This window comes from Streptomyces sp. NPDC028308, from assembly GCF_055565855.1.
In genome coordinates this window covers 227,879-242,927 of sequence record NZ_JBVHTO010000003.1, presented here as the reverse complement: position 1 = coordinate 242,927, position 15,049 = coordinate 227,879, and the positions used below count along the sequence as shown (strand labels likewise).

Genomic DNA, 15,049 nt, shown 5'->3' with positions numbered 1-15,049 from the left:
TGAGACTTGGGCGGCTAACACGCAGGTCGGCCCCGCTAAAGTCTCAAACCATGGTGCAGCTGCGTCCTTCCGACCTCGCCCGCGAGCACGGCCTCTCGACCCAGGCGGTCCGCAACTACGAGCGGGACGGCTTCATCCCGCCGGCGGCGCGCACCCCGGCCGGCTACCGCTCCTACACCGAGGCGCACGCGGCGGCCCTGCGCGCCTTTCTGGCGCTCGTCTCGGCGCACGGTCACGCCGTGGGCGGGCAGGTCATGCGGGCGCTCCACGCGGGCGACGTCGACGCCGCGCTCACGGCGGTCGACCGCGGCCACGCCCAACTGCTGCGTGACCGGGAGACGCTGGACGCCGTCGGGCGGGCCGTCGAGCACCTGACCGGCGACGGGGCCGCCGTCCCGTACGCGCCCTCGGGGGCGGCGCGGCTGAGCGTCGGCGAGCTGGCCCACCGTCTCGGCGTCACCGCCGCGACCCTGCGCAACTGGGAAGCCGCAGGCATCCTCTGCCCCGGGCGCGAGCCGGTCACCGGGCACCGGGTGTACGGGGCCGACGACATCCGTGACGCGGAACTCGCCCACCTCCTGCGGCGCGGGGGCCATCCGCTGGACCACATCTCCGCCGTGGTCCGGCAGATCCGTACGGCAGGCGGTACGCAGGCGCTGTCGGCCGCTCTCGACGACTGGCGGCGCAGGCTCACGGCACGCGGGGTCGCGATGCTCGGCGCGGCGGCCCTCCTCGCCCCGTACGTGACCCACCTCGGCCTCGCCCCGGCGCCGCCGATCGCCCGGCCCGTCGGCGCCTCGGATCTGTGACGGACGCTGGGCTCGTAGGGCTGGCGGGCTCGGCGGGTTCGCGGGGCTCGACGGGCCCCGCGAACTCCGCAGGTTAGGCCGGCTCGGCAGGTCGGCACGCTCAGTGTGTCCGCCTGTCCGCCTGTCAGCGGTCAGCAGGCCGACGGGTTCAGCGCGTCGGCGGGACGGCAGGCTCGTATGCCTCCGCAGGCTTGCGTCTCCGCGAGCGGCGGGGCTGTGCCCCCGGTCCTCCGGTCTCACGCCGGGCCGCCCTCGTATCCGGATCGGAGCCGTGTTCGGGCGCGCCCGGATCCGGGCGGTGCTGTCCGGATCCGGGCGGGGTGTCCGCGGTCTCATGCCTGGGCGAGCATGACCTGCCGCTGGCTGGTCGCGTGGAAGTGCGGCAGCGGGAGGCCGAGGAACCCGGGCCGCAGCTCCATGAGCGTGGCCTCCACGTGGGCCTCGCCCGCCGCGAACGCCGTCGTGTCCAGGCGGGCCGTGTTCGCCCAGCGATGTTCGGCGCCGTCGCAGACCGCGCGGGTACCGCCGATGCCGTGCCGGACGTTGCCGTCGCCCTGCACCAGGGAGGAGCTGACGAAGACCGGGCCGGTCGCCCCGGAGCAGCGGTAGGTGCCGGAGAGGGTGATCGTGCCGTCCACGGCGAGCTTGCCGGCGGTGTCGACGGTGACCGACTCGGCCGCGGCGACGGGGGCCGCCGGGGTGGCGGGGGCGGCCGGGACGAGGGGTTCGTCGAGGGCGTGCGCGGCGGCGGGGGCGGTCAGCAGGAGCAGCGCGGCACCGGTGGCCGCGCCGACGGCCTGACGGAAGGACATGGAGTACCTCCTGGAGTGGGGGGCCCGCAAAGGGGTCTCTCAGGGGTGTTCCACGGGCACCGGGCCGCCGCGGCCCTCCGCGCCGACCGTCACCCCTTCGGCGGCGCGTCCGCCACGGCCCGCTCGCGCGGGCGCCGGGCCCCGTCTCCGGTACCGGAACCGCCCCGGGCGTCTTGGCGGCGTACCCGTGTTGTCCGCGTGTTGTCACGCTTCACGGCCGGGTGTTCCAATGAGTTCGCCGCAGGAGGATGGTCTGTTCATGCGAGACGGTGGCGGTGCCACCGGCCGTAGATCGCATCAGACGTGGAGGTGCGCCATGTGTTCCCACCAGTCTTCGGACCGTCCCGGCCGCGAGGCCGCGCACATCGTCGCCGCCCACCCCGAGCAGGGGTGGAGCCTCAGGTGCGACGGTGCGATCGTCTTCGACGACACCGGCGAGCTGCTGCCCGACGGCAGCGTCGTCGCCCCGTGCCGGGTCTCGGTGGACCTGCTGGCCGTCGCCGCCTGACCTCGCCCCGGGCAGGGCGCCCGGGGACCCGGAACGGCGGCAGCCGCTAGGGAAGCACCGCGAAGCCGTCCAGTTCGACGAGCGCCTGTTCGTCCCAGAAGCGTACGGCGCCGATGACGGCCATCGCGGGATAGTCGCGGCCCGCCAGCTCCCGCCAGACGCGGCCCAGTTCGGCGGCCCGCGCGCGGTAGTCCGCGACGTCGGTCGCGTAGACGGTGACGCGGGCCAGGTCGGCGGGGGTGCCGCCCGCCGCCCGGAGGGCGGCCAGCAGGTTGCCGAGCGCCGTCCGGAACTGCTCCGGCAGCGTCTCGCCCACCACCCGGCCGTCGGCGTCCAGCGAGGTCTGGCCCGCGAGGAAGACCACCCGGGTGCCGGTGGCGACGACCGCGTGGGAGAAGCCGGTGGGCGGCGACAGGTCCGGCGGGTTGACGCGTTCGGTGGTCACCGGGCGCCGCCTTCCCCGGTCCCGCCGCGGTGCGCGGTGCCGGGCCGCTTCCGATACAACTCCTTGGCGATGACCGCGCGTTGGACCTCGCTCGCGCCCTCGTAGATGCGGGGCGCGCGGACCTCGCGGTAGAGGTGTTCCAGCAGATGGCCGCGGCGCAGAGCGCGGGCGCCGTGCAGCTGGACGGCCGCGTCGACGACGTACTGTGCGGTCTCGGTGGCCAGCAGCTTCGCCATCGCGGACCGCCGGGGCACGTCCGGGTCCCCCGCGTCGTACGCCGCCGCGGCCGCGTAGACCATGAGGCGGGCGGCCTCCGTGCGCAGGGACATCTCGGCGACCTGGTGGGCCACGGTCTGCAGGTCCCGCAGCGGTCCGCCGAACGCCTCGCGCCCGGCGGTGTGGGCGAGGGTCGCGTCCAGGGCCGCCTGCGCCATGCCGACCGCGAAGGCGCCCACGCTCGGCCGGAAGAGGTTGAGGGTGCTCATGGCCACCCGGAACCCCTCGTCCGTCTCGCCGAGGACGTCGTCGGCCGTGACCGGCACGGCGTCGAAGCCGAGGGCGCCGACGGGGTGCGGGGAGAGGAGGTCCAGCGGGGTGCCGGTGAGTCCGGGGCGGTCGGCCGGGACGAGGAACGCGGTCACGCCGCGGGCGCCCGCGTCCCGGGTGGTGCGGGCGAAGACGGTGTAGAAGTCGGCCTCGGGGGCGTTGGAGATCCAGCACTTCTCGCCGGTGAGCCGCCACCGTCCGGGGCCGTCCCGGTCGGCGCGCAGGGCCAGCGCCGCCGCGTCCGATCCCGCGCCCGGCTCGCTCAGCGCGAACGCGGCGACGGCGGTGCCCTCGCGCACGCCCGGCAGCCAGCGCTCCCGCTGGGCGGGTGTGCCGTGGGCGTGCACCGGGTGGGCGCCCAGGCCCTGGAGGGCGAGGGCCGTCTCGGCCTCGGTGCAGGTCTGTGCCAGGGACTCGCGCATCAGGCACAGGTCGAGCGCGCCCGAGGTGAAGAGCCGGGTGAGCAGGCCGAGCCGACCCAACTCCGCGACGAGCGGCCGGTTGACGTGGCCGGGGTCGGCCTTCTCCGCGAGGGGCCGCAGCCGTTGTTCGGCGAGGGTGCGCAACTCGGCGCACCAGGCGGTCTGTTCCGGGTCGAGCGCGAATGCGGTCACTGCCGGTCCTCTCCCGTGGGCCGCGCGGTTCGCGGGCGGCCGGACGCGTCGTGCGGGACCCGAGGGCGGCCGGGTCCGGCCCACGTCGTCCGGGCACGGCGGACCGGCGCGGTGCCGCCCGTGGCCGCTTCTCGCGACCGTATCGCGGACCGTTGACTGTCGTCACCAACACGATACGCTCCTCGTGCCAGCCCACCACGACAAGGGGGCGAACGGCCATGGATCCCAGACACCCCGGGGACGCCGGGACCACGACGCACGCCGAGGGCGCGTCCGGCGCCGCACGCGGACCGTCGGTCTCGGCCCACGTGGACACCTTCGCGCGCGACCACCTCCCGCCCCCGGACCAGTGGCCCGAGCTCCGGTTCGAGCTGCCCGAACTGCGGTATCCCGGCCGGCTGAACTGCGCCGTCGAGCTGCTGGACCGCACGGTGACGCGGTTCGGCGCGGAGCGGCCCGCGTTCCGCACGGACTCCGGACCGGCGTGGACGTACGGGCAGTTGCTCGACCGCGTCGACCGGATCGCCCACGTCCTCACCGGCGAGCTGGGGGTCGTGCCGGGCAACCGGGTGCTGCTGCGCGGACCCACCACGCCGTGGCTGGCCGCCTGCTGGCTGGCGGTGCTGAAGGCGGGCGCGGTGGCCGTCACGGTGCTGGCGCAGCAGCGGCCGCACGAACTGCGCACGATGTGCGGGATCGCCCGGGTGACCCACGCGCTGTGCGACGCGCGGTGCGTGGACGACCTGGTCGGGGCCGGGGTCGCCGGGCTGCGCGTGACGACGTACGGCGGGGACGCGCCCGACGACCTGCTGCCGCTGATCGCCGGCGCGCCGGACGGGCCGTACCCGGCGGCCGACACCGCCGCCGACGACGTCGCGCTCATCGCCTTCACCTCAGGCACCACCGGACGGCCCAAGGGCTGCATGCACTTCCACCGGGATGTGCTGGCGATCGCGGACACCTTCTCCGCGCACGTGCTGAGGCCACGCCCGGACGACGTCTTCGCCGGCAGTCCCCCGCTGGGCTTCACCTTCGGGCTCGGCGGGCTCGTCATCTTCCCGCTGCGGGCCGGCGCGAGTTCCCTGCTCCTCGAACAGGCGGGCCCCCGGCAGCTGTTGCCGGCGATCGCCCGGCACCGGGTGTCGGTGCTCTTCACCGCTCCGACCGCGTACCGGGCGATGCTCGACGGCGTCGACGGCCACGACGTCGGGTCGCTGCGCCGGTGCGTCTCGGCGGGCGAGAACCTGCCCGCCGCCACCTGGCACGCCTGGCACACGCGGACCGGCCTGCGGATCATCAACGGCATCGGCGCCACCGAGCTGCTGCACATCTTCATCTCCGCGGCCGACGAGCGGATCCGGCCCGGCACGACGGGGCTGCCGGTGCCGGGCTGGGAGGCACGCGTGGTCGACGGCTCGGGCGAGTCCGTGCCCGACGGCGAACCCGGGCTGCTCGCCGTGCGCGGGCCGGTCGGCTGCCGTTACCTCGCCGACGCGCGGCAGCGGGAGTACGTACGCGGCGGCTGGAACCTCACCGGCGACACCTACGTACGCGACCCGGACGGCAGCTTCCGCTACGTGGCCCGCGCCGACGACATGATCATCTCGGCCGGGTACAACATCGCGGGCCCCGAGGTCGAGGAGGCGCTGCTGCGCCATCCGGACGTGGTCGAGACGGCCGTGGTGGGGCACCCCGACGAGGAGCGCGGCCAGGTCGCGGTGGCGTACGCGGTGCTACGGCCGGACGCGCCCCGGGACGCCGAGGCGCTGCGCGCGTTCCTCAAGTCCGAGCTGGCGCCGTACAAGTGCCCGCGCCGGATCGTCTTCCTGGACGCGCTGCCGCGCACGGCGACGGGGAAACTGCAACGGTTCCGGCTGCGCGCGGCGGCCGGTGACACCCCCGCGGACGGCACCGGCGTCCCCCGGGCCGGCCGGCCGGAATGATCTACGCTTTAGAGTGATCAACGTGTCCGAGCAACACGCCCCCCGGTCCCTCATCGTCACGTTCTACGGCGCCTACGGCCGCTTCGCGCCCGGCCCGGTGCCGGTCGCCGAACTGATCCGGCTCCTCGCCGCGGTCGGCGTCGACGCGCCCTCCGTACGGTCCTCGGTCTCGCGGCTCAAGCGGCGCGGGCTGCTCCTGCCGGAGCGCACGGCGGGCGGCGCGGCCGGGTACGCGCTGTCGCCCGCCGCGCGGCAGCTGCTGGAGGACGGCGACCGGCGCGTGTACGCGGCGGCGGCCCCGCAGGACGAGGGCTGGGTGCTCGCGGTGTTCTCCGTACCGGAGTCGGAACGGCAGAAGCGTCACGTGCTGCGCTCCCGGCTGGCCGGGCTCGGCTTCGGCGCGGCGGCCCCGGGCGTGTGGATCGCCCCCGCGCGGCTGTACGAGGAGACCCGGCACGCCCTGGCGCGGCTGCGGCTCGATCCGTACGTGGACCTCTTCCGGGGCGAGCACCTGGGCTTCGCGGCGACCACGGAGGCGGTCGCACGCTGGTGGGACCTCACCGCCATCGCCAAGCAGCACGAGGCGTTCCTCGACGCCCACGCGCCCGTGCTGCACGCCTGGGAGCGGCGCGCGGACACCCCGCCGGAGGAGGCGTACCGCGACTACCTCCTCGCCCTGGACTCCTGGCGTCATCTGCCGTACGCCGATCCCGGGCTGCCGGCCGAGCTGCTGCCCGGTGACTGGCCGGGGGCCCGGTCGGCGGCCGTCTTCCGGGACCTGCACGAGCGGCTGCGGGACGCCGGGGCGGAGTTCGCGGGCATCTCACCGGCGGAACGGGCCGGTTGACGGGACACGGCCGCGGTCACGTGCGGCACCTGGGCGGGCGGGGCGCGTCGGTGAGACAAGCGGGCGCGGACTGAGGGCGACCCGCACGACGGCCGCGCCTCGACGACGGTGACGACCACGTCTTCACGGCCGGCCCGGCGGCCGGCGACTCCCTGCGCGGCCGCACGCCCAACAGCCGGGACGACCCGCCCGCCCGGGGGCCGTCAATCACCCAGCCGCAGACGGGGTTTGGGGGCGTCCGTGCGTCCGGTCTGCGGGCGCCTGCTGCCCGCCCGGTACGGCTCGGGCCAGACGACGCCGGGGCCCGCGTACCCCTGCTCGGCCGCCGCGTGCAGCGTCCAGTGCGGGTCGTAGAGGTGCGGGCGGGCCAGCGCGCACAGGTCCGTGCGGCCCGCCAGGATCAGGGAGTTGACGTCGTCCCAGGAGGAGATCGCGCCGACGGCGATGACGGGGATACCGGTCTCGTTGCGGATCCGGTCGGCGAAGGGCGTCTGGTACGAGCGGCCGTACCGGGGGTGTTCGTCGGCGACGACCTGGCCGGTGGAGACGTCGATCGCGTCGGCGCCGTGGGCGGCGAAGGCCCGGGCGATCCCGACCGCCTCGTCGGCCGTGGTGCCTCCCTCGGCCCAGTCGGTGGCGGAGATCCGCACCGTCATGGGCCGCTCCTGCGGCCATACGGCGCGTACGGCGTCGAACACCTCCAGCGGGAACCGCAGCCTTCCGGCGAGGGAACCGCCGTACGCGTCGGTCCTGCGGTTGGTCAGCGGCGACAGGAAGCCGGACAGCAGATAGCCGTGGGCGCAGTGCAGTTCGAGCAGGTCGAAGCCGCAGCGGGCGGCGCGCCTTGCGGCGGCAGCGAACTGTTCGCGGATGTCGGTCAGTTGGGAGCGGACGAGTTCACGCGGTGTCTGGCTGTCCGGGCGGTACGGGATCGGCGAGGCCGCCACGACGGGCCAGTTGCCCGCGTCCAGCGGTTCGTCGATGCCCTCCCACATCAGCTTCGTCGACCCCTTGCGGCCCGAGTGGCCGAGCTGGAGGCCGATGGCCGTGCCCGGTGCGGCGCGGTGCACGAAGTCGGTGATCCGGCGCCACGACTCGGCCTGTCCGGGGGTGTAGAGGCCGGCGCAGCCGGGTGTGATGCGGCCCTCGGGGCTGACGCACACCATCTCGGTCATGACCAGCCCGGCGCCGCCCAGCGCCCGCGCCCCGAGGTGGACGAGGTGGAAGTCGCCGGGCAGACCGTCGGTCGCCGAGTACAGGTCCATGGGGGACACCACGACGCGGTTGCGCAGCCGCAGGTCGCGCAGCCGGAAGGGCGTGAACATGGGGGGCGTGTCGGGCGGGCAGCCGAACTCGCGCTCCACGCAGGCCACGAAGCGGGCGTCCCGCAGCCGCAGGTTGTCGTGCGTGACGCGGCGGCTGCGGGTGAGCAGGTTGAAGGCGAACTGCCTTGGCGGCTGCGCGAGATGGAGCCCCATGTCCTCGAACCACTCCAGACTGGCTCGCGCGGCGCGCTGCGTGGACGCGACCACCGGGCGCCGCTCCGCCTCGTAGGCGGCCAGCGCCTCCCCGAAGGACGGCTGCTCCTCCAGGCAGGCGGCGAGCGCCAAGGCGTCCTCGACCGCGAGCTTCGTACCGGAGCCGATGGAGAAGTGGGCGGTGTGCGCGGCGTCGCCGAGGAGGACGAGATTCCCGTGCGACCAGCGGTCGTTGACGACGGTGCGGAAGTTCGTCCAGGCGGAGCGGTGGGACCGCAGCGGCCGGCCGCCGAGGGCGTCCGCGAAGATCTTGGCGCACCGCTCCACCGACCCCGCCTCGTCCAGCTCCGCGAACCCGGCCGCGCGCCAGACCTCTTCGCGCATCTCGACGATGACGGTGGAGGCGTCGGCCGCGTACGGGTAGCCGTGCAGTTGCATCACGCCGTGCTCGGTCTCGGCGATCTCGAAGCGGAACGCCTCGAAGGCGAAGTCCGCGGCGAGCCAGATGTAGCGGCAGCGGTGTTCCTCGACGGAGGGGCCGAACGCCTCGGCGTACGCCCGCCGCGTGAGGCTGTGCACCCCGTCGGCGGCGACGACGAGGTCGTGGGTGGCCGCCAGCTCGGCCGCGGGCGGGGCCTCGGTGCGGAAGCGCAGCTCCACGCCGAGGCCGCGGCAGCGTTCGTGCAGGATCTCCAGGAGCCGGCGCCTGCCGAGCGCCGCGAAGCCGTGGCCGCCGGAGGTGTGGCGTACCCCGCGGTGCACGATGTCGATGTCGTCCCAGCGCACGAACTCGGACCGCAGGGCCTCGTGGACGACCGGGTCGGCGTGCTCGATGCCGCCGAGCGTCTCGTCGGAGAGCACGACGCCGAAGCCGAAGGTGTCGTCGGGCGCGTTGCGCTCCCAGACGGTGATCTCGCGCTCGGGGCGGAGCCGCTTGAGCAGTGCGGCGGCGTAGAGCCCGCCGGGTCCGCCCCCGACGACGGCGACCCGGGGCCCGCGTCCACCGGCCGCCCCGGGCCCGTCCGCGGCGGGCGGCTCCCCCTGCCCGCGCGGCACGGTCACCGCCCCCGCCACTTCGGCGGCCGTTTCTCCGTGAACGCGGCGTGGAACTCCGCGTAGTCCTCGCCGTTCATGAGCAGGGCCTGGGTGGCGGCGTCCAGCTCCACCGAGGCGGCGAGCGGCATGTCCAGCTCGGCGGTGAGCAGCGCCTTGGTCTGGGCGTACGCGAGGGCCGGGCCCTCGGCCAGGCGGTGGGCGAGCGCCCGGGCGTGCTCGTCGGCGCGGCCCTCCTCGGCGAGTTCGCTGATCAGGCCGATGCGCTCGGCCTCGGGCGCCCGCACCGGTTCCCCGAGCATCAGCAGCCGGGTGGCGTGCCCGAGGCCGACCACCCGGGGCAGGAGGTAGGCGGCGCCCATGTCGCCGCCGGACAGTCCGACGCGCGTGAAGAGGAAGGCGAAGCGGGCGGTGGGGTCGGCGACCCGGAAGTCGGCGGCGAGCGCGAGCACGGCTCCGGCGCCCGCGGCGACTCCGTGCACCGCCGCGATCACCGGGAACGGGCACTCCCGCAGGGCGCGTACGACCTGCCCGGTCATCCGGTTGAAGTCCAGCAGCTGTGCGGTGTCCATCGCCAGGGTGGCGCCGATGATCTCGTCGACGTCCCCGCCGGAGCAGAACCCGCGGCCCTCCCCGGCCAGCACGAGGGCCCGCACGGACCTCTCGCGGGACAGCTCGGCGAGCAGGTCGCGCAGGTCGGCGTAGGCGCCGAAGGTGAGCGCGTTCAACTTGTCCGGGCGGGCCAGGGTGACCGTGGCGACCCCGTCGGCGATCCGGCATCTCACGTGCCGCCAGTCGGAGGTGCGGTCGGCGGAGCCGGTGAAGGGACTCATGGTGTGCGGCCTCCTCGGGCGGGGGCGGCGGTCGGCGGCGCCGGGCCGAGGGGACCCGCGACCGCACCCGGCTGCCTCACGAAGCTATCACCGCTCCGTGACTGTCGTCACGAGTGCGCGATAACCCGATTCTCGGGCGGGCCCCGGAGGTCGACCCCGCTGTGGAGGCACGTCCCGGCAGGGGGCGACGTCGGCTGGGGGCCGAGAGGGCAGGGCCGGCACCTCGCCGGGAGGGCGCCGCCCGCGACCCGAGCGTCCGCCGCCTTCCCTGGCCGGGTGCGACAGCCACGGCTGCGCACCCGGGCCGGACAGGGCCGCTCGGCGGCCCGGGGCCCCGCCGCGGCGGGGCCCCGCGCGGCCGTCACCGAGTCACGGATCATCGATAGGCGCGTAACGGTGGGCGCGACCGTGCGCGGCGGGCCGTTCGCCTGGGTACGCCCCGGTACGCGGGACGAACGTCCCCGCCACCGCCCGCCGCCCGACTCCGTTCGGGAAAGCCGTACCATTCCTATGTTGAAAGCAGGACAGCCTGCTGATGAACGGACCCGCCTTGCACGAGCCGCCCTCCGCCCCCGCCTCCTGGCGCATCGCGCTGCCGCACACGGCTGCGGCGGTGCCCGTCGCGCGTGCGCTGGTGCGGACGGCGCTGGCCGAGCTGAAGCACGCCGCCGACAGCGACACCGCCGAGCTGCTGACGGCGGAGCTGGTCGCCAACGCGGTGGAGCACACCGCGGGGAACGGTCCGATAGAGCTGGTGGTGGAGCTGCTGCCGTCGGGCTGTCAGGTCGAGGTCCACGACCCGGACCCGGCGCCGCCCGGCGATCTCACGATCCCGCAGCAGCTCGGTCCGCCCGACCCCTGGCAGGAGCACGGGCGCGGCCTCCTCCTCATCCGCACCCTCAGCTCCTCCTGCGGTCACCGCCCCACCGAGTCCGGCAAGGCGGTCTGGTTCAGGCTTCCTGTCGTACCGTCTCAGCGCCGGTACGCGCACTAGGGTCCCCGGCCGCAGGGGCCAGCCGTGAGTGGCGGCGCCCGTACCCCGCGTACACCAGGAACCCGGCCACCAGGAACGCCCCGAACTGCAGCCATGCCTCCCAGCCGGTCTCGTACATCAGGTAGAGGCAGAAGCCGACGCCGAGCAGCGGCATCACGGGGTAGAGCGGGACGCGGAAGGCGCGGGCGAGGCCCGGTTCGCGGCGCCGCAGGGCGATCAGCACGACGTTGACGACGGCCATCACGGCCAGGGTGCCGATGGTGGTGAGGTCCACGACGGCGTCGAGCGGCGCCAAGGCCGCCGGGACCGCGAAGACCACCGCGACGATGAGCGTCCCGGAGACCGGGGTCGACGTCTTCGGGGAGACGCGCTCGAAGACGCGCGGGACGAGTCCGTCTCGGGCCATGGACATGAGGACGCGGGTCTGGCCGTACATCACCGCGAGGACGACCGAGGCGATGGCGACGACCGCGCCGAAGGCGACGATGCCGCCGCCGACGGTGGAGCCGGTGACCCCGTTGACGACGTAGGACAGCGCGGCGGCCCGGCCGCCGACGCGGTCCGCGCCGACGGCGCCGATCGCGGCGAGCGCCACGGCGCAGTACAGCAGCGTGACCAGGCCGATGCAGACCAGGATCGCGATCGGGATGTCACGGCGCGGGTTCCTGGCCTCCTCACCGGCGGTGGTGATCGCGTCGAAGCCGATGTAGGAGAAGAAGGCGGCCGTGGTGCCGGCGCCGATGCCGCCGAGGCCGGCCGGCGAGAACGGGCTGAGGTTGCCGTCCTTGAAGGCGGTGAAACCGATGGCGCAGAAGGCCACGAGCACCGCGAGCTTCAGGACCGCCATGGCGGCGGTCGCGCGGGCGCTCTCGCGCACCCCGCGGACGAGCAGGACCGAGGCCAGCGCGATCACGACGACCGCCGGGAGGTTCACGACGCCGCCGTCGGCGGGACCCGCGGACACCGCGTCGGGCAGCTCCACGCCCGTCAGGCTCCGGAGCAGTTCGTTGACGTACTGGCTCCAGCCGACCGCCACGGCCGACACGGAGACGCCGTACTCCAGCAGCAGGCACCAGCCGACGAGGAAGGCCGTGCCCTCGCCGAGGCCCGCGTAGGCGAAGGAGTACGAGGATCCGGAGACCGGGATCGCGCCGCCCAGCTCCGCGAAGGAGAACGCGGTGAAGACGCAGGTGAGCGCGGCGAGGACGAACGAGACGACCACCGCGGGACCGGCCTGCCCGACGGAGTCGGAGAGACCGACGAAGATCCCGGTGCCGACGATCGCGCCGACGCCGAAGCAGACGAGCTGGAAGAGGCCCATGGTGCGCTTGAGGCCATGGCCTTCGAGGTCCGCGCCGGATTCGGCGACCAGGAGCTCGGTGGACTTGATGCGGGGAGCGCGCCTGCTGCGGGCGGCGCGCTCGGTGCGTGGAGCGGGCATGCGGGTGGTGCTCATTTCGATGGTGCGGGGGCGCGACGGGGTCGGTCGCATGACGGGCGGCGGAAGGGATGATTCCGGGGCCCGCCGAGGATCGTACGGGGAGACGCGGCGGCAGCGTTACACGGCAGAGGCGCGACGGAGGCCGAACGGGGCGTCCGGCGCGGGCGGCCGGACGCCGGTGGCCTGTACCTGCGAACGGACGGGGTGTCCGGCGCGGGCGGGCCGGACCGGATGCCCTGCGCCCGCGGGTCGGGTGGGCTCCGGCGCGTGCTGCTCTGGTGCGGGCGGGTCCGGTCCGCGTCAGGCGAGGGTGGCGACGAGGATCGCCTTGATGGTGTGCAGCCGGTTCTCCGCCTCGTCGAAGACGACCGAGTGCGCCGACTCGAAGACCTCGTCGGTCACCTCCAGCGAGTCGAGCCCGTGCGTCGCGTGGATCTCGCGGCCGACCTTGGTGCCCAGGTCGTGGAAGGCCGGCAGGCAGTGCAGGAACCTGACGTCCGGGTTGCCGGTGGCGCGGAGCACGTCCATCGTCACGGCGTACGGGGACAGCGCGCGGATGCGCTCGTCCCACACGTCCTTGGGCTCCCCCATCGAGACCCAGACGTCGGTGGCCACGAAGTCGGCGCCGCGGACCCCCTCGGCGACCTCCTCGGTGAGCGTGACGCGGCCGCCGCTGTGCTCGGCGAGCTTGTGGGCCCGGTCGACGATCTCCTGCGCCGGCCAGTACGCGCGTGGGGCGACGATCCGTACGTCCATGCCGAGCAGCGCGCCGGTCACCAGGTAGGAGTTGCCCATGTTGAAGCGGGCGTCGCCGAGGTACGCGAAGGCGATCCGGTCGAGGGGCTTGTCGCTGTGCTCGGTCATGGTGAGCACGTCGGCGAGCATCTGGGTGGGGTGCCAGTCGTCGGTCAGGCCGTTGTAGACCGGCACTCCGGCGTACGCGGCGAGCTCCTCGACGCCGGCCTGGCTGTCACCGCGGTACTGGATCGCGTCGAACATCCGGCCGAGCACCCGGGCGGTGTCCTTCACGGACTCCTTGTGGCCTATCTGCGAGCCGGACGGGTCGAGATAGGTGGTCGAGGCGCCCTGGTCGGCGGCGGCGACCTCGAACGCGCAGCGGGTGCGGGTCGAGGTCTTCTCGAAGATCAGCGCGATGTTGCGCCCCTGGAGGTGGCGCGTCTCCGTGCCCGCCTTCTTGGCCGCCTTGAGCTCCGCGGCCAGCTCGATCAGGCCACGGAACTCCTCCGCGGTGAAGTCCAGCTCCTTGAGGAAATGGCGGCCGGCGAGGGCGGTCGGGACTGTCGCCATGGGGGCGCTCCAGGGTTACGAAGACGGGGACTTCTGGAATTCTATACGACCCTCGACATTTCTATACGGAGCCGGGGTGCGTCCCGACCCCAGGGACCGGCCGCCCCTCGCCCCCTCCCCCGCTACACGGCGTCCCGCTCGACGGGGCAGCTCATGCAGCGGGGGCCACCCCTGCCCCGGCCGAGTTCGCTGCCGGGGATCTCTATCACCTCGATGCCCTGCTTGCGCAGATGCGTGTTGGTCGTCGAGTTCCGCTCGTACGCGATCACGACGCCCGGCTCGACCGCGAGGACGTTGCAGCCGTCGTCCCACTGCTCGCGCTCGGCCGAGTGCACGTCCTGGGTGGCGGTGAGCACCCGGATCGCGCTGAGCCCGAGGGCGGCGGCGATCGCGCGGTGCATGTGCTCCGGCGGATGGTCGGTGACCTTGAGCTCCTTGTCGCCGGCGCCCGGTTCGATGGTGTAGCTGCGGAGCATGCCGAGTCCGGCGTACTGCGTGAAGATGTCGCCGTCCACCATCGTCATCACGGTGTCGAGGTGCATGAACGCCCGGCGCTTCGGCATGTCGAGCGCCACGATGGTGCGGGCCGAGCCGGCCGCGAACAGCTTGTGCGCGAGCATCTCGACGGCCTGGGGCGTGGTCCGCTCGCTCATCCCGATGAGGACCGCCCCGTTGCCGATCACCAGCACGTCGCCGCCCTCGATGGTGGACGGGTAGTCCGCCTGCCCCTCCGACCAGAGGCGGAAGGACTCGTCGCGGAAGAGCGGGTGGTGGCGGTAGATCGCCTCGAAGTGCACGGTCTCCCGCTGGCGGGCGGGCCAGCGCATGGCGTTGATGGACACCCCGTCGTAGATCCAGGCGGAGGTGTCCCGGGTGAAGAGGTGATTGGGGAGCGGGCCGAGCAGGAAGTCGTCCAGGTCCATGACGTGGAAGCGCACGGAGGTCGGTTCGGCGTGCGCCTCCAGGAACTCGCGCTTGGTCATCCCGCCGACCAGCGCGGCGGCCAGGTCCGGGGCGGACATGCCCTCGAAGGCGTCCCGCAGGTGGTCGGTGGCGAGGGGGCCGTACTCCTTCTCCTCGAACACCCGGTCCAGGACGAGCGAACGGGCCGCCGGGATCTCCAGGGTCTCGGTGAGCAGGTCGCCGAAGAGGTGGACGGCGACGCCTCGGTCCCGCAGGACGTCCGCGAACCCGTCGTGCTCCGCTCGCGCCCGGCGCACCCACAGCACGTCGTCGAAGAGCAGCGCGTCCTTGTTGCTGGGGGTGAGCCTTTTGAGCTCCAGATCCGGCCGGTGCAGGATGACGCGGCGCAGCCGCCCGGCCTCGGAGTCGACGTGAAATCCCATGACTCCATCCTGACCACCCGGACGCGTTTCACCCGCACATCCGCGCGAACCCGTCCCAGTTGATTTCGTCCC

At 74.0% G+C, this 15,049-nt stretch carries 13 protein-coding genes; 5 read left to right on the top strand and 8 right to left on the bottom strand.

Features of this window, described 5'->3' with window-relative positions:
* Window positions 1–50 precede the first annotated feature (50 nt).
* Window positions 51–809 (top strand): TioE family transcriptional regulator, encoded by a 759-nt coding sequence (locus tag ACZ4VA_RS08720; protein ID WP_356172997.1) that lies wholly within the window; start codon window positions 51–53, stop codon window positions 807–809.
* Between the two features lie 332 nt (window positions 810–1,141).
* On the opposite strand, the gene ACZ4VA_RS08715 is transcribed toward ACZ4VA_RS08720, so the two are convergent.
* Window positions 1,142–1,621 carry a DUF6299 family protein gene (locus ACZ4VA_RS08715; protein WP_355795610.1) on the bottom strand — a complete coding sequence of 160 codons (480 nt, stop codon included), beginning with the start codon at window positions 1,619–1,621 and terminating at the stop codon, window positions 1,142–1,144.
* Window positions 1,622–1,937: 316 nt separating this feature from the next.
* On the opposite strand from ACZ4VA_RS08715, the gene ACZ4VA_RS08710 reads away from it, so the two are divergent.
* Window positions 1,938–2,129, top strand: a complete 192-nt coding sequence (locus ACZ4VA_RS08710; protein WP_355794812.1) for a DUF5999 family protein — start codon at window positions 1,938–1,940, stop codon at window positions 2,127–2,129.
* Between the two features lie 46 nt (window positions 2,130–2,175).
* On the opposite strand, the gene ACZ4VA_RS08705 is transcribed toward ACZ4VA_RS08710, so the two are convergent.
* Together ACZ4VA_RS08705 and ACZ4VA_RS08700 are read right to left on the bottom strand one after the other, a co-directional pair.
* A complete protein-coding gene (locus ACZ4VA_RS08705) occupies window positions 2,176–2,574 on the bottom strand; it encodes a RidA family protein (RefSeq protein ID WP_468080490.1) in 399 nt (132 codons plus the stop codon).
* Window positions 2,571–3,734: an acyl-CoA dehydrogenase family protein gene (locus ACZ4VA_RS08700; RefSeq protein ID WP_388903213.1), complete on the bottom strand. Its 1,164-nt coding sequence runs from the start codon at window positions 3,732–3,734 to the stop codon at window positions 2,571–2,573. The genes ACZ4VA_RS08705 and ACZ4VA_RS08700 overlap by 4 nt, the downstream gene beginning before the upstream one ends.
* 218 nt (window positions 3,735–3,952) lie before the next feature.
* On the opposite strand from ACZ4VA_RS08700, the gene ACZ4VA_RS08695 reads away from it, so the two are divergent.
* Window positions 3,953–5,677 (top strand): AMP-binding protein, encoded by a 1,725-nt coding sequence (locus ACZ4VA_RS08695; RefSeq protein WP_468080488.1) that lies wholly within the window; start codon window positions 3,953–3,955, stop codon window positions 5,675–5,677.
* A gap of 13 nt (window positions 5,678–5,690) precedes the next feature.
* Window positions 5,691–6,524: a PaaX family transcriptional regulator gene (locus ACZ4VA_RS08690; RefSeq protein WP_468080486.1), complete on the top strand. Its 834-nt coding sequence runs from the start codon at window positions 5,691–5,693 to the stop codon at window positions 6,522–6,524.
* Between the two features lie 203 nt (window positions 6,525–6,727).
* Here the strand turns inward: ACZ4VA_RS08690 and ACZ4VA_RS08685 are convergent, their stop codons facing one another.
* Complete coding sequence (locus ACZ4VA_RS08685; RefSeq protein WP_468080484.1) at window positions 6,728–9,064, bottom strand: bifunctional salicylyl-CoA 5-hydroxylase/oxidoreductase; 2,337 nt, start codon at window positions 9,062–9,064, stop codon at window positions 6,728–6,730.
* Window positions 9,061–9,888 carry an enoyl-CoA hydratase family protein gene (locus tag ACZ4VA_RS08680; RefSeq protein WP_355790421.1) on the bottom strand — a complete coding sequence of 276 codons (828 nt, stop codon included), beginning with the start codon at window positions 9,886–9,888 and terminating at the stop codon, window positions 9,061–9,063. Before ACZ4VA_RS08680 ends, ACZ4VA_RS08685 begins: the two co-directional genes overlap by 4 nt.
* Window positions 9,889–10,423: 535 nt before the next feature.
* On the opposite strand from ACZ4VA_RS08680, the gene ACZ4VA_RS08675 reads away from it, so the two are divergent.
* Window positions 10,424–10,882, top strand: coding sequence for an ATP-binding protein (locus ACZ4VA_RS08675; RefSeq protein WP_355795755.1), 459 nt, complete (start codon window positions 10,424–10,426; stop codon window positions 10,880–10,882).
* Here ACZ4VA_RS08675 and ACZ4VA_RS08670 read toward each other — a convergent pair.
* From ACZ4VA_RS08670 to ACZ4VA_RS08660, 3 genes are all read right to left on the bottom strand, one after another.
* Window positions 10,839–12,338 carry an amino acid permease gene (locus tag ACZ4VA_RS08670; protein WP_468080481.1) on the bottom strand — a complete coding sequence of 500 codons (1,500 nt, stop codon included), beginning with the start codon at window positions 12,336–12,338 and terminating at the stop codon, window positions 10,839–10,841. The two genes, ACZ4VA_RS08675 and ACZ4VA_RS08670, sit on opposite strands and share 44 nt — an antisense overlap.
* Before the next feature lie 285 nt (window positions 12,339–12,623).
* Window positions 12,624–13,631, bottom strand: a complete 1,008-nt coding sequence (gene argF, locus ACZ4VA_RS08665) for an ornithine carbamoyltransferase (protein ID WP_468080479.1) — start codon at window positions 13,629–13,631, stop codon at window positions 12,624–12,626.
* 122 nt (window positions 13,632–13,753) lie between these two features.
* On the bottom strand, window positions 13,754–14,977 hold the full coding sequence (locus tag ACZ4VA_RS08660) for an arginine deiminase (RefSeq protein WP_356172980.1): 1,224 nt from the start codon (window positions 14,975–14,977) through the stop codon (window positions 13,754–13,756).
* Between the last annotated feature and the right edge of the window lie 72 nt (window positions 14,978–15,049).